The sequence below is a fragment of the Ornithinimicrobium sp. INDO-MA30-4 genome (genome assembly GCF_021535045.1).
Lineage (GTDB): Bacteria > Actinomycetota > Actinomycetes > Actinomycetales > Dermatophilaceae > Ornithinicoccus.
Genome location: NZ_CP091056.1, coordinates 2,503,379 through 2,525,872, shown reverse-complemented (window position 1 = coordinate 2,525,872; position 22,494 = coordinate 2,503,379). Strand labels below are relative to the sequence as shown.

Below are 22,494 nucleotides of genomic sequence, written 5' to 3'. Positions count from 1 at the left end.
GACCCTGTGTCCCAGTCGGATTCCGACACAAACCGGGGTCTAGGCACTACTATCCACAGGCATGAGGGGTAGCAGGTATCCGGAAAGCGAGATGGACTTCGCGCCTGCCTACCCGGACGAGATCCCCGAGTCGTGGCAACGGTTCTTCGACCTACGCGAGGACCTCTTGCTTGACTATGGCTACAACACTGCGCGCGCGTACTGGGGGGATATCCAGGATTGGTTTGAGTGGGCAGTCAAGCAAGAGAAGGACGTTTTCGCTATATCCGATAAGGACGTCCGCCAATACACGATCTTGCTTCGCCGCCGAGGCTACAGCGAAAACACCATACGACGTCGTGGTGTGGCACTCAGACTTTTAAAAGACAAGCTGAATGGCAATGATAACCGCGCCTGCGCAGAAACCACCAGCCCTCCAGTGGGATGCCGGCAGGTCAGCAAACGAAGCGCGCTTCGTGATAGGGAAGATTCAATGAATGATCTCCCACCCATAGTCAGTCAAATCTTCGATCGCGGAGCGGAGCAGCACGGCATACTAGGGCTAGCCCTGGGCGGGTCACACGGAGCCGGTAAGCCACAGACGGACTCTGACGTAGACCTGTTCGTCATTTGTAGCGATCCAGTCTTCGTGGAACTCGCTTCAGGCGAGCTCCAAACACTTCAATCCTGGCTGGCGACAGACTTCTTAGCCGGGAAGCCAAGACTTGTGGACGGATACGGGATGGGCATCAACGTTCGTCTCGAACCCTCAAACCTCCACCTTGACATCTTCTTTAACACTACTAGGTTTGCGCCGAACCGGCATCGGTCTAAAAATAGAATTCTGTTCGACTATACGGGAGTGTTACAAAATCCCACGTGGATGCCAACTACCCCTACTGACGGCACAGTCGACCGGTGGGCGCTAATAGTTAAGGCCAAGAAGAGCATTCGATCCGGACAATATTTCGATGCTCTCTACCGCCTTATGCGAGCTCAGATTCTTGAGGCGAGACCACTACCTGATCAAACCAGCAGAGCACTTCAAGTCGCGGCTCAACATTTGGCAGACACGGTCTACGGTGGCAAGGAATGACAGGACCATTGATTCAGCTGGCGGATGATGAACTTCGTGCTATGGCGAAGTCTCTGGCGGCTTCCTACCAACTCCATTTTCCAATTGGCGGCGCATGTCAGACGCAACTCCAGACAGTGTCACCCCGGGTGCTATTGACTCCCGTGTCAAGCTACACGATGGATCGACTCAGAAGCGCGCAGGAATATGCGGGCTACTACCTAGAGTCGAATATCGAGTACTTTCGTCCAGTGCGTGTCAGACAAGAACCCAGAAGTCAGACATCAGCCTCTGCAACAATAGGCAGTTCTATGCATTGCGGACCCATCTGCGAGCAGACTCGCGATGGCATCATGGTCGTAGACGGACTTCATAGACTACGCGCCGCCATGACCTCTTCAGCCAAACAAGTCACCGTGTGGACGGTAATCACTTCCTCATCTCAACCTCCTCCCGCTGCGTGTCTTGCTATTGGTGATATGCAGCAGCGTAGACAACACGGTTCCCTGCCGAATCTGATGGATGCGTTCGATCCACAGTTCTTTCGTCCCGGACACCGCATCTCCGCCTCAACTATTGACGGGCTCGCTTCGCACATATAGATTAGGAATAGTCAGCCGCACAATACCAACAACATATTAGACAGGAAGCAGATGGACGCAGTGTGGACCAAAGACGACGACACGACTAAGGCCTTGGGGGATTCTGCGCCGCGCAGGGTAGCCTTGACATGCGCTTTCGTTGTGACCAATGACGATGATGACGTGTTGCTAGTAGATCCCCACGCTGATGGGTCGTGGAAACAGTGGATGCTTCCATATTCGTCACTTATACTAGATAGCGACCCCATCACAAAGAAAGCACTCTCAGCCCTCGACACTGAATCAACGCTTCTCGACGTCCAGAAGGCGCTTGATGCCCTTTTGGCAGACAAGCGCGATGAATACCAACAGGCACTGAACGACCATATCAACAACGTCTTCCCGCGGGGAACTCTGGAGTTAGGCGATGCAATTGGCCTCAATTACTCGCTGAAGTTTTCGAAGACCTCAGATAGCTATACCGGATACCGTTTCGAGTACCGCAGCGCACGGAGCATTGGAGCAACAACTGAAGCACCATCCTTTGGATATCTATGTCGCGGCTAGAAGAGATTGCCATCAATCGCGATACGGTTGTACGTGGACGCACCTTTGCGAGCAACGTGCTCGAACTGCCCGATATGGTCAAGTGACCCTTGTATCAGATATTCGAAGCTGACCATCCCGACAGTCAGCTACTCGATGGCACGCTGGCGGCGGTTTGGCATCTTGCTACGCTCGAGCTAGCAGTGCGAGTGGAAGGCGCCGAGCGCACCTACCTGGTTATGCAACAGGCAAGTTATCCTCTCATAGGATCCCCAGGCGAGGCTTTAGACGTCGGCTACTGGTGTCTGCCTAACTTTGCAATTCCTGTGCCGATGAAATTTTCGCCTCCTACTACCGTTGGGTCTCTGAAGCGACTTATTGAATCAACCTGCAACAATTACGATTTGGAGGCAGAAGTCCAACAGATGGCATACACGCTAGGCCTACGTGATGTCGAACTGACACGCATACCGGGCTTTATTGAAATCAAGTCCTCACCAAGAACACCCAGCGTCGTAAAGGCGTTCTCAATTGAACGTTTTCTAGTCACATCAATTGATCGGAGCTGCCTCAGGAATATAGCTGATCCTGAAGCCATGCACGGTTTCGTGTTTCTGCCGCTCGATGATGTCGAAGATTCGCCGGAATTATTTAGCCAGCTACATGGTCGAAGCCACCGTTCGCCCTGGGGTAAGCCCATCATGACGAACATTCAGCGACTAGTAGATGATCCGAGAGAGCGGACGCGCATATCTGATTCAAGTATCTCCGTGCCTAGCAGCGCTTTCCACTATGACGAGCAGGGCATCTTAGCGGTGGGTGATTTAGCTGGCTATGGAAAAGTTCTTAAATACACGCGCGAGAACATGCATACCTTCAACCTTACGGTCAACGAAATTGAAACACATTTCCGCGGGAGTGTATTACTCGCTTTCGAACGCATGGCGCGAAGAGCAGGCACTACCCAGATTCAAACGGCGGGTGACGGTTTTCTGGCGGGCTTTCCGTCTCGGACGTTGCGCCCTTGGCAGAACGCCTTAGCCGATCTACTTCATGAGTGGGAGAATGTCCTTTCTTCAGTTAGCGCGCTCAATGGAGCAATTCGCGAGCCGGACTTGAGGGTCGGCTCCAGGTTAGCTATTGTCAGTGGACAATATTCTTTCGGGAGGATCGCTGGCCCCGAGAGCGCAAGGCCGGCGTTTGATGGTGCTTCTGTTGTGGATGTGGCTAGAATTGAGCAGGGGCTTGCATTAGCGACTAAGAAAGGATTGCCAGAGGAGTTCTTAGATCAGTGGTTTCTTGCGCCTGATGGCTCACGGCACTATCTAGCTGTTCATGCTGATCTCGACGTCGATGACACCTTTTCGAAGGTCTTGGATGGCTTTGGCGGGGACTCCTGGAAGTTGGTTCGAAAGAGTCGCAGTTCCAAGTTAGAATATTCAGCTTCGAGAAGTGGGCGAAATAGATGTTCAAAGACAAATTTGACGAGCTAAAACTACCGGCGGCGCTTCGTTCCGTTGATCTAGATTCTCAATTGGAGGCTCGCGAAGCCATTGGCTCGTGGCTCGCGAATGGATATTTCCTACAGTCAGGGCTGTCTCTACCCGTTCAGCACCGCAACGGGTTCTATAAGTTCCCGGTTGCAATGGCTGCTAATGGGGCGAAATTAGCCGTGCATGTGTGGCCAAGTGCCGATCTGCCTGGAGTTGCTGAGGACCCGCATACTCATCGATGGAACTTCACGAGCCATGTACTGGTCGGCAGACTGTCTGAGCGCATCTACGAAGAGCGCTCAGGCACGCAGGAATTCACCGAGTACAGTTGCGGCTCTTCTGATTCTACGAAGGCACTTCAAATCAATCGGCAAGGCGTTTCATTAGAAGTTGTGGGCGAAACCCAGATAGCCGCAGGTGTGCACTATAGTCGAACCTCCGGGTTAATTCATTCTGTAGCGAAAGACTGCACCGGTCCCGCTATGACCCTAATTTTCGAGAACAGCCGGACCTCGCCCAAAGTAGAGTTTTTCGACCGCCGACCACGACCTTTTCGGACGTACCTCATGTGTATCATGACGCAGACACGTGGAAAGTAATCGGTAGAGATTTGGCGGTATCTCTAAGTTGTGACTAACCTGGACCCCCTGTGGCAGGTGACTTAGGCGCAACCGATTCAGTTAGCTTGGCGATGTTCCAGCATTTCTACCAGTCTCATGTTAAGGGCCTGAGGGTCAAGAGCAATCGGGGGTTCGCATTGAGGCCACTTATTGTCCATCTATCACTTGATCACGGCTACGATCGTCACTGTCGCGCCGCTTCGAGCCTCCTACTCTGTATCCTGTGCCCATGACAGCCCGAGTCTCGAACGACCAGTGGGAGCCGCTGCAAGGTGCATTGCCGCAGGCTACAGAAGTCGGCAGAGTTTACGTGATCCCCACTCGTACATCCGGCGGAAGCAACACCAGGGACCGCGTCGAGCTCTACTACCCCGACAACGTTCGCTACCTGCCCAAGGCTGCGCGTCTTCAGAACCTGCCGGTTGAGTTCTCGCAGCCAGAGGGTGGGCGACACTACGTTCAAGAGTTCGGCGTCGATCCGGAGACATGGTCTTTGGGGCTCGCCTTCCTAAGTCTGGCGAATGACTGGCTCATTCTGACGGTAAGTCTCTTCATCGCGCACCGCGCAGATCTGCAGGGTTGGACCACAGAACAAGCGGAGCAGCTGCCACTCAAGGTGCTGATCTCGGAGACCGGGACCCTTAGGAATTGGCAGATCGAGGGTAGCGGCTCAGAGGTCCTCGAAGCCCTGAGAATCCTCCGCCGTGGCGCGACAGAAGATGACCGAGGTGCCTAAGAGCAGAGGTCCGCGTTTCAAGCTCCTCGTCTTAAAGTCCGGGCCCATACCCCCATCCGGCGGGCCTAACCGTGAGCGGTACCTAGATCACCACGGACGCGAATCGCTCAAGGACGCCGACGACGCCTACGCCCACGTTCTTAACGTTCTTGGTCCTTCCGGCGCAAGAATGCCCATCGCTCCTAAGCAGTTGGCGGAGAATGATGAAGGCCTGCGGTCGAAGATTCAGAACGAGAAGCGCGACGCGTGGGGCCAGTTGCTGCGGAACTGGATCGCAAGACCATCAGCGCCATTGCGCCGCACATCACAAAGTCAGTCTCAGCGGCCGTCGCGGCGCTCAACTACCTTGAAGATCATCCCCTTCGGGAGACTGCCCATGAAGCGATCCACCGGGCCGCATTCGTGCAACGGGGGCTTCTAGGTTGTCCCATTGTCCTACGCGATGACGGATTTTGGACGGCTTGCCCGATCAAGGTCTCTCACCTGAGGATGGGAGTATCTGCTGGTCTGGTGAGCGACTTCGGCTGCTCCGTTTGCGGCCAGTTGGTCGAGGACTGCGACCATCAGATGGGTGAGTTTTACTCGAAACAAATTCATCGCGACGACGAAGGCGCGTGCTCACTTTGCGGAGCTATCAACTGCGAACACACTGAGGGTGAAACCCATTCGGTGGAGGCGTACGCCGAAGCTCGTAACGTAAAGGCACGCGAGGTCTCGTTCGTTGCGCGACCTCGCTACCCACAGGCTCGCATCGTCGAGATGGAGCAGGAAATGGGTCTGGCCGGGCAAGACCCACGGTTTCGAGTGCTGCGGAGCGAGGCGACCTCAATTGCGATGCGGATCTGGGTCCGTGCAGAGGTTTCAATGAAATGAGCGAGTGGGATCTGGGCAACGAGCTGGGTCCAGATGATTCGCAGGTTTCGCTCTCAAACGGGTATCAGGCTTAGCAGACATGGACCCCCAGTCGGCATGGACGGCGTTTCTCTCAAACCTCCCATCGGAAATCAGAGCATTGCAGGAAAATCCACCTGAAGATGTTCTTGGCAACGGCGTCGGAACAGATCAATTGATCGCTGCCCTATCTGAACAGGTGTCACCTCCATCTTCTGTCCACGAGCGCGCACTGGATTCGCGGCACGGTACCGCTGCGTACCTGGCCGCCGGCTGGCGGCATATCGTTTTTAGGCATGCCCGCGCTGTCATCATTCTGATTGAGCACGATTTCAGCGTCGAGGCGCAAGCGAGCGCCAGAGTGGCAATCGAGCATGCCATCGCGCTTCAGCGCCTATCGCAGGCCGCAGATGAGGGCACGATCGGCTCTTTCGTCGGTGAGCTCGCCTATCGAGCACAGCAGCGGTCGGGTCGGCAACTCGCGTATCTACAGGAACTTGACGACAGCGGTGGAGGCGAAAACGCAGCCCTTCTTCAGGCTGCGGCCAGCAGTCACGCCGACTCCGCCGTGAGTCGCAGTAAGGAGTACCCGAATCTCGGGACCACGAAGGGGTTGTTCGATGGGTTGCCCAACGGACGACACCTGCACACTGTTTACAGCCAACTCAGCGAAGCAACGCATGCTGCAATTGCCAGTGCGACACCGTACATATTCGAGGCAGCACGGTCCGGACAGCCTGTCCCGGCCGCGCCCCGCCCGGTGTCTTGGACTGAGACTGCACTTCTTCTCTGTTGGTCCTGCTGGGCGGCGGAGGATGCCATGGTTCGGTTTCTGGAAGATGGAAGCGACCTCGCGACTCGGCAGATCGAGATAATGGCAACCGTCGGACTCGCTTCCGGCTAAGCCGACACCTCGCTTTGCCTTGGGTCTGGCTCGTGCCAAAGCGCAACTCGTTCTGTAATTCTGGGCAGCGCCGTCTGGTAGTGCAGTCCCCGCGGGCGAACCTGCACTCCCCGAGCCTTCAGGGTTCGGAGGACTGTGGACTTGGCGACTCCGACTTGCTCGGCCACGGACTGAGCGTTGTCACCTGCTTCGTACAGCTCGACCATGCGGGCGTGGTCGCTGTTCGTCAGGCGGCGCTTGACCGTCTTGGTCTGGCGTGACCGAGCGGCAGGGACCGACCGCACAACAGAGGTGTTGAGGGTCACCGAGGCCAGGGCGACCATGTGATGTCTCAGGACATCGGCGACAGTGGCCCTACGGAGACGTAGGGCCACTGTTGTTTTGTTTGGGGGTTTTTGGTTGGTAGTCGCGGGTGGGGTCCAGGGTGAGCTCGCGCAGGATTTCTCCGGTGGCGGTGTTGATGATGGTGATGTTGAGGTCTTGGATGAGGAGTCGAACGTAGGTTCCGGCGTAGGTCCGGCCGATTCCGATGTGGTGGAGTTTGCTGTTGTAGCGCAGTGTCACTGATCCGGTTTTGCTGACGCGGTCGTCTCTGACTCGGTAGTGGTTGTCCTGGCTGCGGTCTCCTGGGGTTGCTTTGGGGCGTGTGGTGTAGGCCGTTGTTGGGGTTGTGTGGTGTGGCAGTGATCGGTGGGGCCGGTTGTTGTTGTACTCGTGGCGGAACTGGTTTAGTCGTTGTTGGAGTTGGGCTGGTGTGGTGGGTTGAGCGGGTTGGGCTCGCAACCATTTTTTGAGGGTTTGTTGGAAGCGTTCGACTTTGCCTTGGGTGGTTGGATGGTTCGGTTTCCCGTTTTTTGGGTGATGCCACGGGTTCTGAGTTCGACTTCGAAAGTGCTTTTCCCGCCTCGCCCGCCCGCGAAGCGGGTGGTGTACACCATCCCGTTATCAGTGAGCGTGGATGCGGGGTATCCGTGCTGGTCCGCGGCTTTGGTGAAGGTGGCTAGCACGATGCTGGCGGTGACTCGGCGGTGGGCACTGATGTGGAGCGCGTAGCGGGGTGGTCATCTAGCCAGGTGATGATCTCGGTGTCTTTACCGCCTGGGAGGCGGTAGTGGGTGAAGTCTGATTGCCATGTTTCGTTGGGTTGTTCTGCTGCGAAGCGGGTGTATGAGCTTTGGGGCGTTTGGAAGGGGCTGGGGTGATGGCCCCATTGCGGACCAGGATCCGGTGGACCGTCGCGCGGGAAAGTGCGGTGTGGTGTTCATGTTGTAGGTGCCACCGGATGGTGTCAGCGCCTGCGTCATGGCCTTGGTCGGTGAGGGTTTCGCGCAGCTCGAGGACTCGTGCGGTGGTTTCTGGGTTTGTTGTGTTCGGGGTGTGGTGAGGCCGGCGAGATCGTGGCTCGAATGCTGCGTCACCGATGTCGTCGTAGCGGGCTTTGAGTCGGTAAACCCAGGATCGGTGAACTCCGTACCGAGTGGCTATTTCGGTAGGGGTGAGGTGCTCGGTGAGCAGGGCAGCGATGACCAAGCGCGCTTTCGACATTTATGAGCATCACCACGACCGGCCCGCAGAGTGTCGCCGATGACGCGAGACAGGGTGTCGCTGATGTCTTGAGACATGTGTCGCCGATGTCCTGAACCACAACACTGTCACCCGGACAGTTGTGCCCTGGTGAGAGGTTTCTCTCGCCAGGGCTTTTTGTGTCTCCGGCTCCCGCAAGACCTACATCCAGGAGCAACTCAGCGCATTCCCATATTCTTAAGGCTCTAGCCACTCAGCGCATGGAGGTGACATGCCACCTACAACGCTCGCGATCCTGCTCGTGGGATTGCTGCTGCTCATTTCCGTGGCGGCCGCCCGGCTCTCTGAGGGCCTTAAAGTCCCGGCCCTGCTGTTGTTTCTCGGCCTTGGCATGCTGGTCGGCTCCGAGGGCCCAGGCGGTGTCGCGTTCGACTCCCCCGTCTTAGCCCAAGCCATCGGGACGGTCGCGCTCGTCCTCATCCTCTTCAGCGGCGGACTCGACACGGAATGGTCAACGGTCCGCCCGGTGCTAACGCCCGGCCTAGTGCTGTCGACCGTCGGCGTGCTGATCACCACCTTGATCGTCGGCACGACCGCGTGGTGGCTGCTTGCCTCGTTCACGGAGTTCAGCCTGGGCCAAGACGGCCTGAGTTGGCCAGAAGGCTTGCTGCTCGGGGCCATCGTGGCTTCCACGGACGCCGCCGCAATCTTCACGCTCTTTCGCGGCGGTGGTCCATTGCCCCGCCCGCGCATACGCGCTCTCATCGAGCTCGAATCGGGCACTAACGACCCGATGGCAGTCATCCTGACCACGACGCTGCTGGGCTTGATTACCTTTCAGACGGCAGGGCCTGGCGCAGCACTCTTTGGGTTAGCCACCGGGTTGCTGCTGGGCGTCGGCGTGGGGTGGGCAGTCGGCGTAGTTGGCGCACTGGCTATCGATCGAGTGAGGCTTGGTGCGTCCGGCCTTTATCCCGTGCTTGCGCTTGCCTTCGGTCTATCCGCCTACGGCTTGGCCGAGTTGGTGACCGGCAATGGCTTCTTGGCGGTCTACGTCTGCGGTCTCTTGATCGGCAACCGGGTCACGGCGGGCAGAACCGTCATCATCCAGTCCAACGATGCCCTGGCATGGCTTGCGCAGATCGCGATGTTCTTGACGATGGGGTTGCTGATCTTCCCCTCGGATCTGATTGACGTAGCGCCGGTTGGCATTGCTGTTGCAGTCGTCTTGATGTTCGTCGGCCGACCCGCCAGCGCTTTCCTTTGCCTGGCCCCTTGGCTTCGACCGCAAAGAGATGGGGTATGTCTCGTGGGCGGGCCTCAAGGGCGCCGTGCCTATTGTGCTGGCGACCTTCCCGGCCACCGTGGGTGTTGCCGCAGCAAGCGACCTCTTTAGCGTCGTCTTCTTTGTTGTTGTTGCTTCGGTCTTACTTCAAGGATGGACCCAAATCCCGGTGGCTCGACGCCTCGGGGTGCTCAACGGCAGTGACGGGACCAGCGGAAATAGCCCAGCTGACGCTAAAGATTAGGTCACAGTTTGGCTTCGGTTGCCCCCGGTAGTGAATTTTTGCCGGGCAATGACATCTAATCGTTGACGGGCAATTGAAATGAGGTTTAGGAAATGCGCAGACAAATACTAGGTATGGGGGCGCTCCCGGTCCGCCGTGTGAGCTTGCAACGGCGTGAGGTCGTCAAAGGTGTGCTCATTTTGGGCGCGACCTTGGGCGGCGTCGTCGACGACGGCAATAGCTTTCCTGAGCCCGCACCAGAACCGGCCCCCGAGCCGGAGCCTGAGCCTGAACCCGAGCCAGAGCCCGAACCGGTGCAGACAGTCTTCCGCCGCGGAGATTCCGGCGATGCGGTCGGCAACATTCAGCAAAGACTGGCTGCGAGCGGCTATTGGTGGAGCCCAAGACAACTTCTATGGCCACCTCACCGAGCAGGCAGTCTTTGCCATCCAAAAGGCCAACGGCCTCTACCGAGACGGTGTTGTTGGGCCAAACGTCAACGCCGCGCTAGAACAGCGGCTATCGACACCCGCCGGCTTCCAGCGGCGACTACATCGAGGTCAACAAGGCCCGGCAGATCCTGCTCGTGGTGCGCAGTGGCGCAACCAGCATGACGTTCAACACCTCGACAGCCAACGGCGAGCCATACGAGTTTGAAGGGCGCGATTACACCGCCCGCACGCCCACCGGCGACTTCAACGTTTGGTACACCTACTCATCAGGCTGGCAGGACGGCGAACTCGGCGAGATGTATCGGCCGATGTACTACTCCGGCAACTACGCCATCCACGGGTCGGCATTTATCCCGCCCTACCCGGCCTCGCACGGCTGCTCTCGCCTCTCGTCGGCGGCCATGGACATGTTCTGGAACGAAGGCATCATGTCGATGGGCACCCGCGTCCTCGTCGTCTGAGTCGCCCACGCGCTCAGCGGCACCTCTGTGGCTATTCGCCCAGCGGGTTGAGGATGCGATCGAGGAATTGCCGAGTCCGGCGATGCCGCGGATTGCTAAACATCTGCGACGGCGCTGAAGCCTCCAGGACAACGCCACCATCCATAATATGACCTGGTCCGCGACCGCGCGGGCAAAGGACACCTCGTGGGTGACGACAACCATCGTCCAGCCCTCGTCAGCCAACTCCTTCATCACGGCCAAGACGTCGCCGACTAGCTCAGGGTCGAGCGCTGAGGTTGGCTCATCAAAGAGCAAGACATCCGGCTTGAGCGCGAGCGCCCGAACGATGCCTACCCGCTGCTGCTGACCGCCAGAGAGCTGGAAGGGATAAACGTCGCGCTTATCCGCCAACCCAACTCGAGCCAATAGCGCCTCTGCCTCAGCGATCGCCTGTGCCTTCGGCGTCTTTTGCACATGGATAGGCCCCTCGGTGACATTCTCGAGGACCGTCCGGTGCGGAAACAGGTTGTGCTGTTGGAAGACCATGGCTGACTGGTCCCGCAGCAAAGCGCGTTCAGACTTCTTTGCGCCTTGCCGAAGTCAAAACTCGGCCCACCGGTGAAGGTAATCGTGCCACCGTCGGGGCTTTCCAGGCTGTTGAGCGAGCGCAACACCGTGGTCTTGCCTGAGCCGCTCGGGCCCATCAACACAGACACCTGGCCCTTGCGCACCGTCAGGTCAATCGACTTCAAGACCTGCAGGTCGCCAAAGCTTTTGCTCAACCCTTGGACGTCAAACAGCACGTCGCCTTGGTTCATATCGCTGCGTTTCATCGCGCCGGGCTGCGACTGAGAGCCGGAGTTTCCCCTGATCCCAGAGTCGGCATCATTTTGAGACATAGCGATCCAGCCTTTCTTCCAACATCGACTGACCAAACGCCAGGAACGTGCTGATCACCCAGTAGACCAGGGCGGCCTCGATATAGAGCAGCATGAACTCTTGGCTGAAGGCCGCGATCTCTTGGGACACCCGGAAAGTCTCGGTCACCAAAATCAACGATGCCAGTGACGAGTCCTTCACCAACGATATGAAGGTGTTGGACAGCGGTGGCACTGACACCCTGGCCGCTTGGGGCAGGATGACCCGGCCTAGTTGCTGGGTCTGCGACATACCGATGGTGTAGCCGGCTTCCCACTGGCCGCGGGGAACGGACAAAATGGCCGCGCGAATAACCTCAGCGGCGTAACCGCCGACATTGAGCGAAAACGCGATGATGGCACTCGGCCACGGATCCAACGTGATCCCCACGGACGGCATCCCGTAGAAGATCACGAACAGCTGCACCAACAGCGGGGTGCCCCGAATGATCGAGATGTAGATCCGCGCCAGCACTGAGAGCACTTTGCTCTTGGACAGTCGCATCAACGCCACAATCAGCGCGATGACAAGACCGATGGCAAACGAGATCAGCGCCAGCGGAATGGTGCCTTTGATGGCACCCTCGACAATGGGCCAGAGGGAGTCTAGGAAAAGTTGCGCGTTCTCACTCACGTCTGGGGCTTACTGCGAAACGTCTTGGCCGAAGTACTTCTCGCCCAACTCAGCCAAGGTGCCGTCGTCCTGCATCTGCACCAGGGTCTCGTTGAAAGCCTCGTTGAGGTCTTCCTTGTCCTTGGTGAAGACGAACGCGTTCAGTGACTCTTCGTCGGTCTCCGCGCCGATCTTGATGCCGGCCTCGGGGTTCGTGGTTTCGTAGTCCAGGAAGGTCAACTTGTCGTTGACGGTGGCGTCGACGCGGCCCTGCTCCAGCAGCGTGATGGCCTGGGCCCAACCCTCAACAGCCTCGACGTTGGCTCCGTTGTCATCTGCAACGGTGAACCAGTTGCTGGTGAGCGACTGGGCAGTGGTCTTGCCATCCAGGTCGGCCAGGCTGGTGATGTCGGTGTTGTCCTCGGCCACCACGACAACACCCGGCGACACCGTGTAGGGGTCGCTCATCAGGTAGGATTCTTCGCGCTGGTCGTTGATCGAGATCTGGTTGGCGATCACATCAAAGCGGTTGGCTTCCAGGCCTGCGAAGATGCCGTCGAACTGGGTCTCCTCGAACTCGACCTCCAGGCCCAAACGGTCAGCGACCTCGGTGACAACGTCGACGTCATAACCGGTCAGGTCGCCAGCGCCACCCTCGTGATAAGTGAATGGGCGGTAGGTGCCCTCGGTGGCGACGACGAGCGTGCCGTCGGAGATCGTGCCGTATTCACCCGCTGCAGTTGAGCCTGCAGCGTCGCTGCCCGAGTCGGAGTCAGAGCCGCCGCAGGCAGCCAGCGTGAAAGCGGCAGTGATGGCGGAGACCCCGAGGATGAGCTTGCGAGACATAAGAGATGGCCTTTCGAAGACGTGCCGGGCAAGGCTGCCCGACAAAGATGCGATGTGATTCAAACACGCCAACCCCAAACGAGACGAAACCTATTCCAATAGTTTTCGTTATGTTGTGTCGGCGATCTAAACACGCTGACGCCAAGCCGCTCTGCGGTGACAGCATCCACCCATGTGATCAGACACCCGACACCCCCTTATGCCGACTTTGCGCTCCACCGGCCCACTGCCTCAACGGCCCCGCCGCATCCTGAGTGAGGGCTCGCCTGGAGGCAGCAAGTCGACATTGGCTCAAGCCATCGCCAGCGCACTACAGATCCGGTATGTCGAGATGGACGCTTTGGCGCACGGGCATAACTGGACCATGCGGCCCAGTTTTCACGCGGATGTTGGCGAGTTAGCCAGCCAACCCAGCTGGGTCACCGAGTGGCAGTTTGACCAGGTCAGAGACATTTTGACCGCGCGGGATGACCTCATGGTCTGGCTTGATCTGCCCCGCTCAACCGTGTTGCGCCAACTGGATGCGCGCACTCTTTCGCTCCAGACTCACCACACCTAACTCGAAGCCGGTAACATCCAGCCACCCCTGCACACGGTCTTGACCGAGCCCAACCAGATGCTGCGCTGGGCTTGGCGCATCCCCCACCAACCGGCCCAGCGAATGGACACTTTGAGCGATGAGTGCCCGGCGCTTTCGATGGTGTGACTCACGAGCAACGCGGACAACCGCGAGTGGTTGGCCAAACTTACTCAGAACCCCAGTCATGATTGATATGTGATGAAGCCCATATCGATCAGCCCTGATCTCCGGACGATTTCTGCGACTCCGCTGTTGCCCTTGGCTCAGCGGCTCGGCGAATGCCCACGATGGGATGCGCCCACTGCCACTTTGAGTTGGGTTGACGTGCTCGCGGGCGAGTTTCACCGGGCGGCCTGGGATGGGTCGGCACTCAACAATCACGTTGTCGAGCATCACGACACCTTCGCGACCTTTCGCGAGATTGGCCTGCACTGCGAAGTGTCCTGCCTGCGCAATGAGATCCGCTGGCCGGGTGACCACGCGCCGACAACCATCGAGATGCCCGAGGATCACCGGTTTAACGACGGACGGATCGACGCAGCGGGTCGATTGCTCATCGGGACCATGGAGTTAGACGGGCAGCGCGGTGCTGGCTCGCTCTGGCTGGCGCAGCCTGGCCTGCCATCATTGCGCCTGCGCGAGGGCACCACCATCGCCAATGGCCTGCGTTTCAACGCTGCTGGCGACACCATGTATTGGGTGGACTCCGGCGACGAGGCTCTCTATGTCTTCGACTACACCTCCGGTCTCGAGTCGTTGCCGCAGCAGCGCCAAACCTGGTCCTTTGCCGATATCGACGGCATCCCGGATGGCATCGATATCGACCAGTTCGGCCACCTGTGGATCGCGCTTTATGGCGGTGGCGCTGTCATTGAGTTGGACCCCGCCACGGGCGACGTCCTGACTCGGGTCGAGGTCGGGGCCACGCAGCCAACCGCCTGCGCACTCGGCGGTGCGGACGGCCAGACACTCTTCATCACCAGCGCAGCAAAGGAACTGAGCGACCCGCAACCGGGCATCGACGGCGCGCTGCACACCGCATACCTGGGATAGCATTTGCTCCATGGATCTCTGAGCTAACCCCGGCCGCACTCGCACGCTCATCGAAGGTCCCTCATGTCTGCACATCTTCTCGTCAGCGATCTGTCCGCTAGCCCTGGCAGCCGCACCATCTTTTCCGACCTCAGTTTTAACCTGGCCCCCGGCGACCTCGTCGGTCTGGTCGGCGCCAACGGGGCTGGCAAGTCGACCTTGCTGCGCATTTTGGCTGGGTTGCTGGAGCCTGAAAGCGGTCGAGTCCAGGTCAGCCCTGCTTCGGCAACCATTGGCTACCTGCCACAAGAGCCGCGCCGCTCCCCCGCCAACCATGGTCACGAGCAACTTGCTGACCCCGATATCGAGGCCTACCTGGCCAGACGCACGGGAGTCGGACCAGCCGAAGTCGAAATGTATGCGGCTGCCGACGCCCTCGGCGATGCCTCCCCGGGCGCAGCCGACCGCTACGAGATCGCGCTGCAAACCTGGCTCTCGCTCGGCGGCGCAGACCTGGCAGAGCGCAGCCACGACGCGTTGGCCGCGGTCGGCATCACGGTTGGCCTCGACACCAAGATGTCCAGCCTTTCTGGCGGCCAAGCAGCACGGGTGAGCCTGGCGGCCCTGACGCTGTCTCGCTATGACATCTATTTGCTGGATGAGCCGACCAACGACCTCGACTTGGCCAGCCTGGAGCGGCTGGAGCAGTTCGTCATCAGCCTCCGAGCGCCGGTCATCATGGTGAGCCATGACCGCGAGTTTTGGCTCGCACCACCAACGCCGTCCTGGAGTTAGACCTCGCGCAACAGCGGGCCAACTACTACGCGGGCAGTTATGACTCGTTCCTGCAAGAGCGAGCGCTGGCTAAACAGGCTGCTCAAGACCGCTTTGAGGAGTATGCGTCAGCAAAAGATGATCTTGCCAGCCGCGCCATCCGACAACGGCAGTGGACCGACAAGGGCGTCTCGAATGCAAAAAGAAGGCGTCCGACCCCGACAAGCATGTGCGCAACCACAATGTGGCGGTCAGTGAAAAGCAGGGAGCCAAGGCCCGCCAACTGGACCGAGCCATTGAACGCCTTGAAGTGGTCGAGCAACCACGCAAGGAATGGGACCTTCGGATGACGATCGCTCCCGCCCCACGCTCTGGCTCGGTGGTCGCCACCCTCGCCGGAGCCTCGGTGCAACGCGGCGATTTCACCCTGGGGCCGATCAGCACGGGGATCGAGTGGGCAGACCGGATCGTGGTCACCGGGCCCAATGGCGCGGGCAAGTCGACGTTGATCGCATTGATCCTGGGCCAGATACAACCCGAGGCTGGCATGGCACACCTGGGCAGCGGCATCCGCCTGGGCGAGATTGACCAGGCCAGAGATGCGTTCCACTCAAACACATCCTTGGGCCGGGCCTTCCTGGACGCATTGCCGGACTGGTCAGAGGCGGAGGCCCGCACACTGCTCGCCAAGTTTGGGTTGCGCGGTGATCACGTCACCAGGGCTAGCAACTCACTGTCTCCCGGCGAGCGGACCCGTGCCGGTCTGGCGCTGCTGCAAGCCGAAGGCATCAACCTGTTGGTCCTTGATGAGCCGACCAACCACTGGACCTGCCGGCCATTGAGCAGTTGGAGGAGGCGCTGGAAGACTTCGCTGGGACCGTCCTGCTCGTCACCCACGACCGCCGAATGCGGAGCAACGTCCGCACGACTCGACGCTGGCACGTGGCCGACGGCCACCTGAGCGAACTCGACTAATGCCCATACCCACAGATCAGTTCCCTGGGCACCCAGTAGATGTCAGGTTGGTGACGACTGAAAGCCGACATGTGACCTGGGGCATACCGATTGCTAGAGTACGGCGCATGCCAGGGGCCCCATCGACACCGCGTCCGCACGCCCCGTTTAAGGAAGGTGGGAGCCGGTGAGCCTGTTAGGGACTCTCCTGATCCTCGTGGTCTCTGTCCTGGCCTCTCCAGTATTCACCCGATATTTGGGGCGAAACGCTGGATATCCGCTTGCAGTGATCTACCTGGTCGCCGCGGCGGTATTCACACCAGCCGCGATCAAGGTGATGAACGGGGAGCACGTCACGTATTCCGTGCCGTGGGTCCCCGCGCTTGATCTCAATTTCGCACCCAAGCCGATGGCATTGGGGTGGTCTTCACCTACATTGCGCTGATCATCGGCGCCATTGTCTTCGCCTATTCGGCCCGCTACTTCCACGACGGCAGGCAAACCAGCTTTACCTGGTCATGGCGGCGTTCACGCTCTCCATGGTCGGTTTGGTGCTGGCCGATGACCTCATCCTGCTGTTCGGCACCTGGGAGCTCACGTCACTGGCGTCCTTCCTGCTGATCGCCCGTTCTGGGTATGGCGGTGAGCTCGCTTCGCTGCGAACGATGATCATCACCTTCGTTGGTGGTCTAACAATGTTGGCTGGTGCCACGGCGATCATCGCCAAGACCGGCACGACCAACGTCACCGAAGCACTAGCCCACCCGGTGTGGACGCAAGACGCTGGCTTCACCGGGACCGTGGCTGTCCTCATCCTGATTGCGGCCTTCACCAAGTCCGCCCAGTTCCCATTCCACCTCTGGTTGCCCGACGCGATGGCAGCGGCCACCCTGGTCAGCGCCTACCTGCACGCGGCAGCGGTTGCGAAGGCCGGCATCTTCTTGCTGATGCGCTTCACCCCGGCCTTCCACGAGACGCCGGTCTGGAACTACACGCTGATCTTCACCGGCCTTTTCACCGGCGCCATGGCCGCCTGGTTTGCGCTGCAAAAGACCGACCTCAAGAAGATCATGGCCTACTCCACGGTCAGCCAGTTGGGCCTCATTGTCGCCACTATCGGTATCGGCACCGAAGAGGCTCTGGCTGCCGCAACGTTGCACACCATCGCGCACGCCCTGTTTAAGTCGGGCTTGTTCATGATGGTTGGCGTCATCGACCACTCGGCGCACACCCGAGACATCCGACGGCTGCCAGAGTTGCGGCGCAAGATGCCGTGGTCGTTCGCAGCAGTGGTCTTAGGTTGTGCTTCCATGGCGGGCCTGCCGCCGATGTTGGGCTTCGTCTCGAAGGAAGAAATCTTCGTCGCGATGCAGGATGCACCTGGTGGTGCCTGGATGGGCTGGGTTGCCCTCTTTGGTGCTGTCGGTGGCGCGGTTCTGACCTTTGCCTACTGCGCCAAGATCGTCTTCGGGGGCTTCATTGATGGCAAGCGCACCGACGTTGAGGTGCACGAGGCTGAGCCGTCGCTGCTGATCCCGGCCGTATTGCCGATCTTCGTCGGTCTGCCGTTGGCACTCTTCGTCGGCGTGCTTGACACACCCGTGGGTGCAGCCGTCAAGGCGGCCTTCCTGTTGTCGAGGAAGGTGCTGAAGGCGGCGAGCACCACGAGGTTCACTTCGCCTTCTGGCACGGCTTCAACCTTGAGTTGGCCATGTCCGCGCTGATCGTCACGATCGGTGTCATCTTGATCTTCAACCGCAAGCGCCTGTTGCAGTGGATGGCGCATGACACGCTGTCCGTCGATGGCGCATGGATCATGATGCGCATCGTCAAGATTTTCAGCAACTTTGGCCGCACTTTGGTCAGCACTGTCAGAGCCGACAACCCCACGCGACACGTCGCTGCTCAGTTCGTGGTCTTCTGTGCAGTCGCCATTGGTGGCGTCCTGACGATCCTCAATACCTCGGGTCTTGACCCGGCTCAGGATAACCTCGGGCGCCCCGTCGACGTCGTCATCATGATCATTGTGATCGGGGGCGTGTACGGCGTGGTGACCTCACAGTCCCGGCTCGCGGCGGTGGTGGCCCTGTCCACCGTCGGTATCGCAGTCACTGTGCAGATCTTCGCGCTTGGCGCTCCAGATGTCGGGCTAACGCAACTGCTGGTTGAGGCACTGACCGTGTTGATGATCATGTTGGTTCTGCAAAAACTGCCGCTGAAGTTCGGGCGCGGACCGCGTTATGGACAAAAGTGGGCCGCTTTGCTCGCTGCAGGCGCAGGTTTGTCCGCTGGCCTTTTGGTCTGGTCGCTGACAGGTCGTCGTGAGTTAACCCCCGTGGCCGACTACTACCTGACTGAGGCCTACGAAGAGACCGGTGGCGCCAACATCGTCAACACGATTCTGGTGGAGTTCCGTGCACTCGACACCATGGGTGAATTGAGCGTGCTCGGTATGGCTGGGATCGCGATCATCGCCGTCGTGTCCACCGTCCGACACTCCACGATGGACCCACCACCGGAGAAAGACCGCAACTTTGTTCCCCCGCCAAAGGTGCCCTTACGCGCTGCAGGCTCCACGGCATCCCGGGCCATCATGGAAGGCTGGGGCAACGCAGTCCCGCTGCAGCTGCTGATTCGGGTGACCGTGCCACTGCTCGCCGCTATTTCGGCGATCTTGTTCCTGCGCGGACACAACTCCCCAGGTGGTGGCTTCATCGCCGCACTGGTCGGATCTTCCATCGTTGCGCTGATCTACTTGGCCAGCAACCGCGACCATCAGATTGGTCGGCCTCGGCTTCCAGTCTTCCTGATTGGTGTCGGCATCCTGCTGGCATTGGGCACTGGATTCTGGGGCCTGATCGCCAAGGGATCCTTCCTGCAACCGCTCCACGGCTACGCGTTTGGGCAAAATCTCTCCTCGGCGATGGTCTTCGACCTCGGTGTCTACTCGGCCGTGCTCGGCCTGGTGATGGCGGCCTTCAACTTGCTGGGCGCCACCACCGACTCTGATGAGGGTGCGCGAGAACGTGCCGACGAGGCATACGAGGGAGAGTTGATGGCTCCACTGGAGACGGTTCGTGGTGAGCGGCCGGTCATGGCCAAACCTCGGACACGACACTTGTCATCTGGCAATGCGCCAAGCAGGACGGGAGACGACTCATGACTTCGATCCTGCCCATCACGGTCGGTGTCCTCGTTGCCGGTGGCGTCTATCTGATGCTGCAGCGCGGCATGGTCCGGATTATCTTTGGCCTGGCGCTACTGAGCCACTCGGCAAACTTGATGTTGCTGACCATCGGCGTTACCGCCTGGCGCGGCGAACCGCTGGCTGACCGGATGGATGTGGCCACCGCTGCCGACCCACTGCCTCAAGCTTTCGTGCTGACGGCCATCGTGATCACCCTGGCGGTCACGGTGCTGATGTTGTCGCTTGCTGTGATCGGGCATAACGACGACACGAAGCGCATGCCTTCGACCGGGGAGTTCCACGACCGATGAACCCATCCATGCTTCCCCTCTTCGTGGCGGTGCCACTGCTCGCGGCCGCCCTCGCCGTGATGATTCGCTCCACGCTGCCCCAGCGCATCCTGATGATCGGTTCGCCGATCACCACCTCGCTGGGTGGTCTGTGGCTGCTCCTAGAGCACCGCGACACCGGTAATCGCCGACAACGTCGGAGCCTTCCCCGGCGGGGTGTCGATCCCGTTTGTCTCAGACTCCTTCACGGCGCTGATGATCTTCGTGACCTCAGCGACCGTGGCTATTGGCCTGTGGTTTCTGACCCAGACCGGCGAGGACCGATTCAGATTTGTGCCGGCGCTGGCGCTGATGCTGATTGCTGGTGTCAACGGCGCGCTGCTGACCGGAGACCTCTTTAACCTCTTCGTTTTCGTGGAGGTCATGCTGCTGCCGTCGTATGCGCTCATCGCCATCACCGGAACGTGGCGCCGTCTTGGCATCGGTCGCCTCTTCGTCATCGTGAATCTCACCACCAGCACGATCTTGCTAGTGGGCGTGGGCTTCGTGTATGCCTCGGCTGGCACTGTCAACCTTGCCGAGTTGGCTGGTGTGGCTCAGGACAACCCGACCGTCAGCCTCGCGGTTTCGGTCGTGTTGCTGTCCTTGGCCATCAAGGCCGGTGTCGTGCCCGTTCACGGCTGGATGCCCCGGTCCTACCCCGCCACCTCGGCTGGCATCATGGCCCTGTTCTCGTTCGTTCACAGCAAGGTCGCGCTGTATGCGATCTACCGCATCTACTCGATCACGTTCCAGGGCGCTGCCCCTGGTCGACCGTTCTTGTCATCGTCGTCGCAGCAACGATCCTCATCGGTGCCTACTCGACCTTCGGCGAGCACATCATGCGTCGCGCTCTGGCTTGGCAGATGGTCAGCGGTGTCGGGCACATCCTGATCGGCTTGGCGCTGTTCACGCAGTTCTCGATCGCCGCCGGAATCTTCTACATGGTGCACCACACCATCACCATGGGTTCTCTGATCTTGACTTCGGGCGCCATTGAGCAGACGTACGGGTCGGGGCGCTACGAACGTCTGGCCGGCCAGCCCGGCGCGACCCCTGGGTTGCGGCGGTCTATGCGTTGTCACTCATTAGCCTCGTGGGCTTCCCACCTTCGGCTGGCTTCTTTGCCAAGATTGGCCTCGTCCAAGCCTCTGCTTCCGCGGGAGCCTGGCAGGCCTGGACCTTCATCACGGTCATCATCGTGGCCGCCATCGGTAGCCTGATCGCTATGCAAAAACTGTGGTCTGGTGTCTTCTGGGGCCCACAGATGGAGAACTACCGACCTGATAGCCCCGGGCGGGCCGCGGGCGGCGGGTGCCACTGCCCAAGGATGTCAAGATTCCACTCCACCTTGCGGCACCCGGCGCGGTCTTGATGCTGGTGCAGCTCGGCATCTTTATTTTCGCTGGTGCCGTGCTGCCATACATGCTGCGGGCGGCAACTGCCCTGACGGAACTTCAGCCCTACGTTGAGGCGGTGCTGGGATGATCTATCCAATTCAAGCCCTGATCTACACCGGGTGGGTGGCTAAGGAAGTCTTTACTGGTGCGCTGACCGTAGGGGCAGATGCGCTGACCTCCGGCAAAGGTGCCACGCCGATGATCGTGGAGTATCCGCTACAGTGCACAACCGACTTTGAGATCACCGCGATGGCATCGTCAATCACGATCACGCCGGGCACCATCACCGTCGGCATTGCGCCGAGCACGGGCCCGGCGCCAGCCACCTTGTTCGTGCACTCGATGTATGGCAAGACCCCTGAAGAGGTCCTGGAAGGTTTGCGCGATATGGAGCGTCGGCTGCTCAAAGTCACCCGAAAGGAGGCGGCATCATGACCGTCATTGTGTGGGTCACTGTCGGGCTCCTGGGCCTCGCAGCCATCTTGGGCGTCATCCGACTCTTGACCGTCACCGACGAAGCCTCGGCTGCTGCTGTGAGCGACATGGTCTACTTCGCGGCGGTCGGCATTTTCATCATGGTTGCTGCCCTGCTGGAATCATCCGTGCTCTTTGACGTGGCATCCATCTCAGCGCTGCTGGGCATTCTGGCAACCGTGGCACTGTCACGCATCCTGACAAGGGGACGACGATGACCGACATTATTGTGACCACCATCGTGGGCGTCCTGGCCATCGGCGGCGCGCTGTTCGTCCTGATTAGCGCGATCGCGATGCTGCGCGTCGACGATGCCATTAGCCGGATCAACGTCCTGAGCCCTGCGACGGGTTTGGGCCTGCCCATGCTGGTAGCGGCGGCCTATGTCTACGACTTTAGCGAGTATGGCTTCGACGTGATCATCTTGCTCAAGGCGATCGTCGCCATCGCTGGATTCGTGATCATGTCCTCGGTGGCATCAAACACTTTGGGCCGTGCGACCTATCGCTCTGGAGCGCCCATCGACCCCGACACCTCACCGAACGAGTTGGCTGATCGTCCAGAGCGGACGCACCAAGACCTTCCGTGACCTGAGAGCCGACCCCGTTGAGCCCTCCTGGACTCGGTTGGGGGCGA

Annotated in this window: 23 protein-coding genes and 5 pseudogenes; 22 read left to right on the top strand and 6 right to left on the bottom strand. The window is 59.5% G+C overall.

Translation table 11 applies throughout. The annotated features are described in order from the left end of the window. The first annotated feature begins 91 nt into the window (after positions 1-91). The 6 genes from L0A91_RS15265 (at position 92) to L0A91_RS15240 (ending at position 6,825) form a co-directional block, all read left to right on the top strand. Entirely contained in the window at positions 92-1,075 is a 984-nt protein-coding gene (locus L0A91_RS15265; RefSeq protein WP_235245190.1) for a site-specific integrase, read from the top strand. Positions 1,076-1,797: 722 nt separating this feature from the next. Then, positions 1,798-2,202: a hypothetical protein gene (locus tag L0A91_RS15260; protein ID WP_235245189.1), complete on the top strand. Its 405-nt coding sequence runs from the start codon at positions 1,798-1,800 to the stop codon at positions 2,200-2,202. 89 nt (positions 2,203-2,291) lie between these two features. After that, positions 2,292-3,674 carry a hypothetical protein gene (locus L0A91_RS15255; protein ID WP_235245188.1) on the top strand — a complete coding sequence of 461 codons (1,383 nt, stop codon included), beginning with the start codon at positions 2,292-2,294 and terminating at the stop codon, positions 3,672-3,674. 849 nt (positions 3,675-4,523) lie between these two features. Further along, the gene (locus L0A91_RS15250) at positions 4,524-5,030 is read left to right on the top strand and encodes a hypothetical protein (protein ID WP_235245187.1); all 507 of its coding nucleotides are present in this window, start codon (positions 4,524-4,526) and stop codon (positions 5,028-5,030) included. 510 nt (positions 5,031-5,540) lie between these two features. After that, positions 5,541-5,903, top strand: coding sequence for a hypothetical protein (locus tag L0A91_RS15245; RefSeq protein ID WP_235245186.1), 363 nt, complete (start codon positions 5,541-5,543; stop codon positions 5,901-5,903). A 79-nt stretch (positions 5,904-5,982) separates the two neighbouring features. After that, entirely contained in the window at positions 5,983-6,825 is an 843-nt protein-coding gene (locus L0A91_RS15240) for a DUF5677 domain-containing protein (RefSeq protein WP_235245185.1), read from the top strand. Here the strand turns inward: L0A91_RS15240 and L0A91_RS15235 are convergent. The 3 genes and pseudogenes from L0A91_RS15235 to L0A91_RS15225 form a co-directional block, all read right to left on the bottom strand. After that, entirely contained in the window at positions 6,822-7,148 is a 327-nt protein-coding gene (locus L0A91_RS15235) for a helix-turn-helix domain-containing protein (RefSeq protein ID WP_235245184.1), read from the bottom strand. The genes L0A91_RS15240 and L0A91_RS15235 overlap by 4 nt on opposite strands. Before the next feature lie 31 nt (positions 7,149-7,179). Beyond that, positions 7,180-7,623: pseudogene (locus L0A91_RS15230) on the bottom strand (IS481 family transposase); the annotation flags it as partial. 267 nt (positions 7,624-7,890) lie between these two features. Continuing rightward, the gene (locus L0A91_RS15225; protein ID WP_235245183.1) at positions 7,891-8,370 is read right to left on the bottom strand and encodes a helix-turn-helix domain-containing protein; all 480 of its coding nucleotides are present in this window, start codon (positions 8,368-8,370) and stop codon (positions 7,891-7,893) included. A gap of 250 nt (positions 8,371-8,620) precedes the next feature. On the opposite strand from L0A91_RS15225, the pseudogene L0A91_RS15220 reads away from it, so the two are divergent. The 3 genes and pseudogenes from L0A91_RS15220 (at position 8,621) to L0A91_RS15205 (ending at position 10,770) form a co-directional block, all read left to right on the top strand. Then, positions 8,621-9,878, top strand: a pseudogene (locus L0A91_RS15220) (potassium/proton antiporter). A 327-nt stretch (positions 9,879-10,205) separates the two neighbouring features. Continuing rightward, positions 10,206-10,514 (top strand): peptidoglycan-binding protein, encoded by a 309-nt coding sequence (locus tag L0A91_RS15210; protein ID WP_235245179.1) that lies wholly within the window; start codon positions 10,206-10,208, stop codon positions 10,512-10,514. Continuing rightward, entirely contained in the window at positions 10,444-10,770 is a 327-nt protein-coding gene (locus L0A91_RS15205) for a L,D-transpeptidase (RefSeq protein WP_311197867.1), read from the top strand. The genes L0A91_RS15210 and L0A91_RS15205 overlap by 71 nt, the downstream gene beginning before the upstream one ends. A 31-nt stretch (positions 10,771-10,801) precedes the next feature. Here L0A91_RS15205 and L0A91_RS15200 read toward each other — a convergent pair. The 3 genes and pseudogenes from L0A91_RS15200 to L0A91_RS15190 all read right to left on the bottom strand — a co-directional run bounded on the left by L0A91_RS15200 (position 10,802) and on the right by L0A91_RS15190 (position 13,128). Beyond that, a pseudogene (locus L0A91_RS15200) lies at positions 10,802-11,585 on the bottom strand (amino acid ABC transporter ATP-binding protein). Between the two features lie 52 nt (positions 11,586-11,637). Then, positions 11,638-12,303 (bottom strand): amino acid ABC transporter permease, encoded by a 666-nt coding sequence (locus L0A91_RS15195; RefSeq protein WP_235245178.1) that lies wholly within the window; start codon positions 12,301-12,303, stop codon positions 11,638-11,640. A gap of 9 nt (positions 12,304-12,312) precedes the next feature. After that, complete coding sequence (locus tag L0A91_RS15190; RefSeq protein ID WP_235245177.1) at positions 12,313-13,128, bottom strand: transporter substrate-binding domain-containing protein; 816 nt, start codon at positions 13,126-13,128, stop codon at positions 12,313-12,315. Positions 13,129-13,327: 199 nt separating this feature from the next. Between L0A91_RS15190 and L0A91_RS15185 the strand changes: the two genes are divergently transcribed. The 13 genes and pseudogenes from L0A91_RS15185 (at position 13,328) to L0A91_RS15135 (ending at position 22,447) form a co-directional block, all read left to right on the top strand. Then, the gene (locus L0A91_RS15185; protein ID WP_235245176.1) at positions 13,328-13,687 is read left to right on the top strand and encodes a hypothetical protein; all 360 of its coding nucleotides are present in this window, start codon (positions 13,328-13,330) and stop codon (positions 13,685-13,687) included. Positions 13,688-13,906: 219 nt separating this feature from the next. Then, positions 13,907-14,761: an SMP-30/gluconolactonase/LRE family protein gene (locus L0A91_RS15180; RefSeq protein ID WP_235245175.1), complete on the top strand. Its 855-nt coding sequence runs from the start codon at positions 13,907-13,909 to the stop codon at positions 14,759-14,761. Positions 14,762-14,824: 63 nt separating this feature from the next. Then, positions 14,825-16,489: pseudogene (locus tag L0A91_RS15175) on the top strand (ABC-F family ATP-binding cassette domain-containing protein). Positions 16,490-16,655: 166 nt separating this feature from the next. Next, positions 16,656-16,913 carry a hypothetical protein gene (locus tag L0A91_RS15170; protein WP_235245174.1) on the top strand — a complete coding sequence of 86 codons (258 nt, stop codon included), beginning with the start codon at positions 16,656-16,658 and terminating at the stop codon, positions 16,911-16,913. 73 nt (positions 16,914-16,986) lie between these two features. Beyond that, the gene (locus L0A91_RS15165) at positions 16,987-18,192 is read left to right on the top strand and encodes a proton-conducting transporter membrane subunit (protein ID WP_235245173.1); all 1,206 of its coding nucleotides are present in this window, start codon (positions 16,987-16,989) and stop codon (positions 18,190-18,192) included. After that, positions 18,180-19,631: a hydrogen gas-evolving membrane-bound hydrogenase subunit E gene (gene mbhE, locus L0A91_RS15160; protein WP_235245172.1), complete on the top strand. Its 1,452-nt coding sequence runs from the start codon at positions 18,180-18,182 to the stop codon at positions 19,629-19,631. Before L0A91_RS15165 ends, mbhE begins: the two co-directional genes overlap by 13 nt. Further along, positions 19,628-19,966, top strand: coding sequence for a sodium:proton antiporter (locus L0A91_RS15155; protein ID WP_235245170.1), 339 nt, complete (start codon positions 19,628-19,630; stop codon positions 19,964-19,966). Before mbhE ends, L0A91_RS15155 begins: the two co-directional genes overlap by 4 nt. A 234-nt stretch (positions 19,967-20,200) precedes the next feature. Beyond that, complete coding sequence (locus tag L0A91_RS19285) at positions 20,201-20,878, top strand: proton-conducting transporter membrane subunit (protein WP_397333880.1); 678 nt, start codon at positions 20,201-20,203, stop codon at positions 20,876-20,878. Next, positions 20,812-20,949 (top strand): annotated as a pseudogene (locus L0A91_RS20130) (hypothetical protein); the annotation flags it as partial. The gene L0A91_RS19285 and the pseudogene L0A91_RS20130, both read left to right, overlap by 67 nt. 113 nt (positions 20,950-21,062) lie before the next feature. Next, on the top strand, positions 21,063-21,359 hold the full coding sequence (locus L0A91_RS19280) for a hypothetical protein (RefSeq protein ID WP_311197865.1): 297 nt from the start codon (positions 21,063-21,065) through the stop codon (positions 21,357-21,359). A 109-nt stretch (positions 21,360-21,468) separates the two neighbouring features. Next, a complete protein-coding gene (locus tag L0A91_RS15145) occupies positions 21,469-21,819 on the top strand; it encodes a Na+/H+ antiporter subunit E (RefSeq protein WP_235245169.1) in 351 nt (116 codons plus the stop codon). After that, the gene (locus L0A91_RS15140; RefSeq protein ID WP_235245168.1) at positions 21,816-22,076 is read left to right on the top strand and encodes a monovalent cation/H+ antiporter complex subunit F; all 261 of its coding nucleotides are present in this window, start codon (positions 21,816-21,818) and stop codon (positions 22,074-22,076) included. The genes L0A91_RS15145 and L0A91_RS15140 overlap by 4 nt, the downstream gene beginning before the upstream one ends. Further along, positions 22,073-22,447, top strand: a complete 375-nt coding sequence (locus L0A91_RS15135) for a monovalent cation/H(+) antiporter subunit G (protein WP_235245167.1) — start codon at positions 22,073-22,075, stop codon at positions 22,445-22,447. The genes L0A91_RS15140 and L0A91_RS15135 overlap by 4 nt, the downstream gene beginning before the upstream one ends. The last annotated feature ends 47 nt before the right edge of the window (positions 22,448-22,494 follow it).

Excerpts from the sequence above, each read along its gene's own strand:
- L0A91_RS15165 (WP_235245173.1), top strand. The coding sequence starts at position 16,987 with ATGGCGGCGTTCACGCTCTCCATGGTCGGTTTGGTGCTGGCCGATGAC.
- L0A91_RS15140 (WP_235245168.1), top strand. The coding sequence starts at position 21,816 with ATGACCGTCATTGTGTGGGTCACTGTCGGGCTCCTGGGCCTCGCAGCC.
- L0A91_RS15145 (WP_235245169.1), top strand. The coding sequence starts at position 21,469 with ATGATCTATCCAATTCAAGCCCTGATCTACACCGGGTGGGTGGCTAAG.
- L0A91_RS15225 (WP_235245183.1), bottom strand. The coding sequence starts at position 8,370 with ATGTCGAAAGCGCGCTTGGTCATCGCTGCCCTGCTCACCGAGCACCTC.
- mbhE (WP_235245172.1), top strand. The coding sequence starts at position 18,180 with ATGTCCGCGCTGATCGTCACGATCGGTGTCATCTTGATCTTCAACCGC.
- L0A91_RS15185 (WP_235245176.1), top strand. The coding sequence starts at position 13,328 with ATGCCGACTTTGCGCTCCACCGGCCCACTGCCTCAACGGCCCCGCCGC.
- L0A91_RS15135 (WP_235245167.1), top strand. The coding sequence starts at position 22,073 with ATGACCGACATTATTGTGACCACCATCGTGGGCGTCCTGGCCATCGGC.
- L0A91_RS15155 (WP_235245170.1), top strand. The coding sequence starts at position 19,628 with ATGACTTCGATCCTGCCCATCACGGTCGGTGTCCTCGTTGCCGGTGGC.
- L0A91_RS15180 (WP_235245175.1), top strand. The coding sequence starts at position 13,907 with ATGAAGCCCATATCGATCAGCCCTGATCTCCGGACGATTTCTGCGACT.
- L0A91_RS15235 (WP_235245184.1), bottom strand. The coding sequence starts at position 7,148 with ATGGTCGCCCTGGCCTCGGTGACCCTCAACACCTCTGTTGTGCGGTCG.
- L0A91_RS15265 (WP_235245190.1), top strand. The coding sequence starts at position 92 with ATGGACTTCGCGCCTGCCTACCCGGACGAGATCCCCGAGTCGTGGCAA.
- L0A91_RS15250 (WP_235245187.1), top strand. The coding sequence starts at position 4,524 with ATGACAGCCCGAGTCTCGAACGACCAGTGGGAGCCGCTGCAAGGTGCA.
- L0A91_RS15240 (WP_235245185.1), top strand. The coding sequence starts at position 5,983 with ATGGACCCCCAGTCGGCATGGACGGCGTTTCTCTCAAACCTCCCATCG.
- L0A91_RS15190 (WP_235245177.1), bottom strand. The coding sequence starts at position 13,128 with ATGTCTCGCAAGCTCATCCTCGGGGTCTCCGCCATCACTGCCGCTTTC.
- L0A91_RS15210 (WP_235245179.1), top strand. The coding sequence starts at position 10,206 with ATGCGGTCGGCAACATTCAGCAAAGACTGGCTGCGAGCGGCTATTGGT.
- L0A91_RS19285 (WP_397333880.1), top strand. The coding sequence starts at position 20,201 with ATGATCTTCGTGACCTCAGCGACCGTGGCTATTGGCCTGTGGTTTCTG.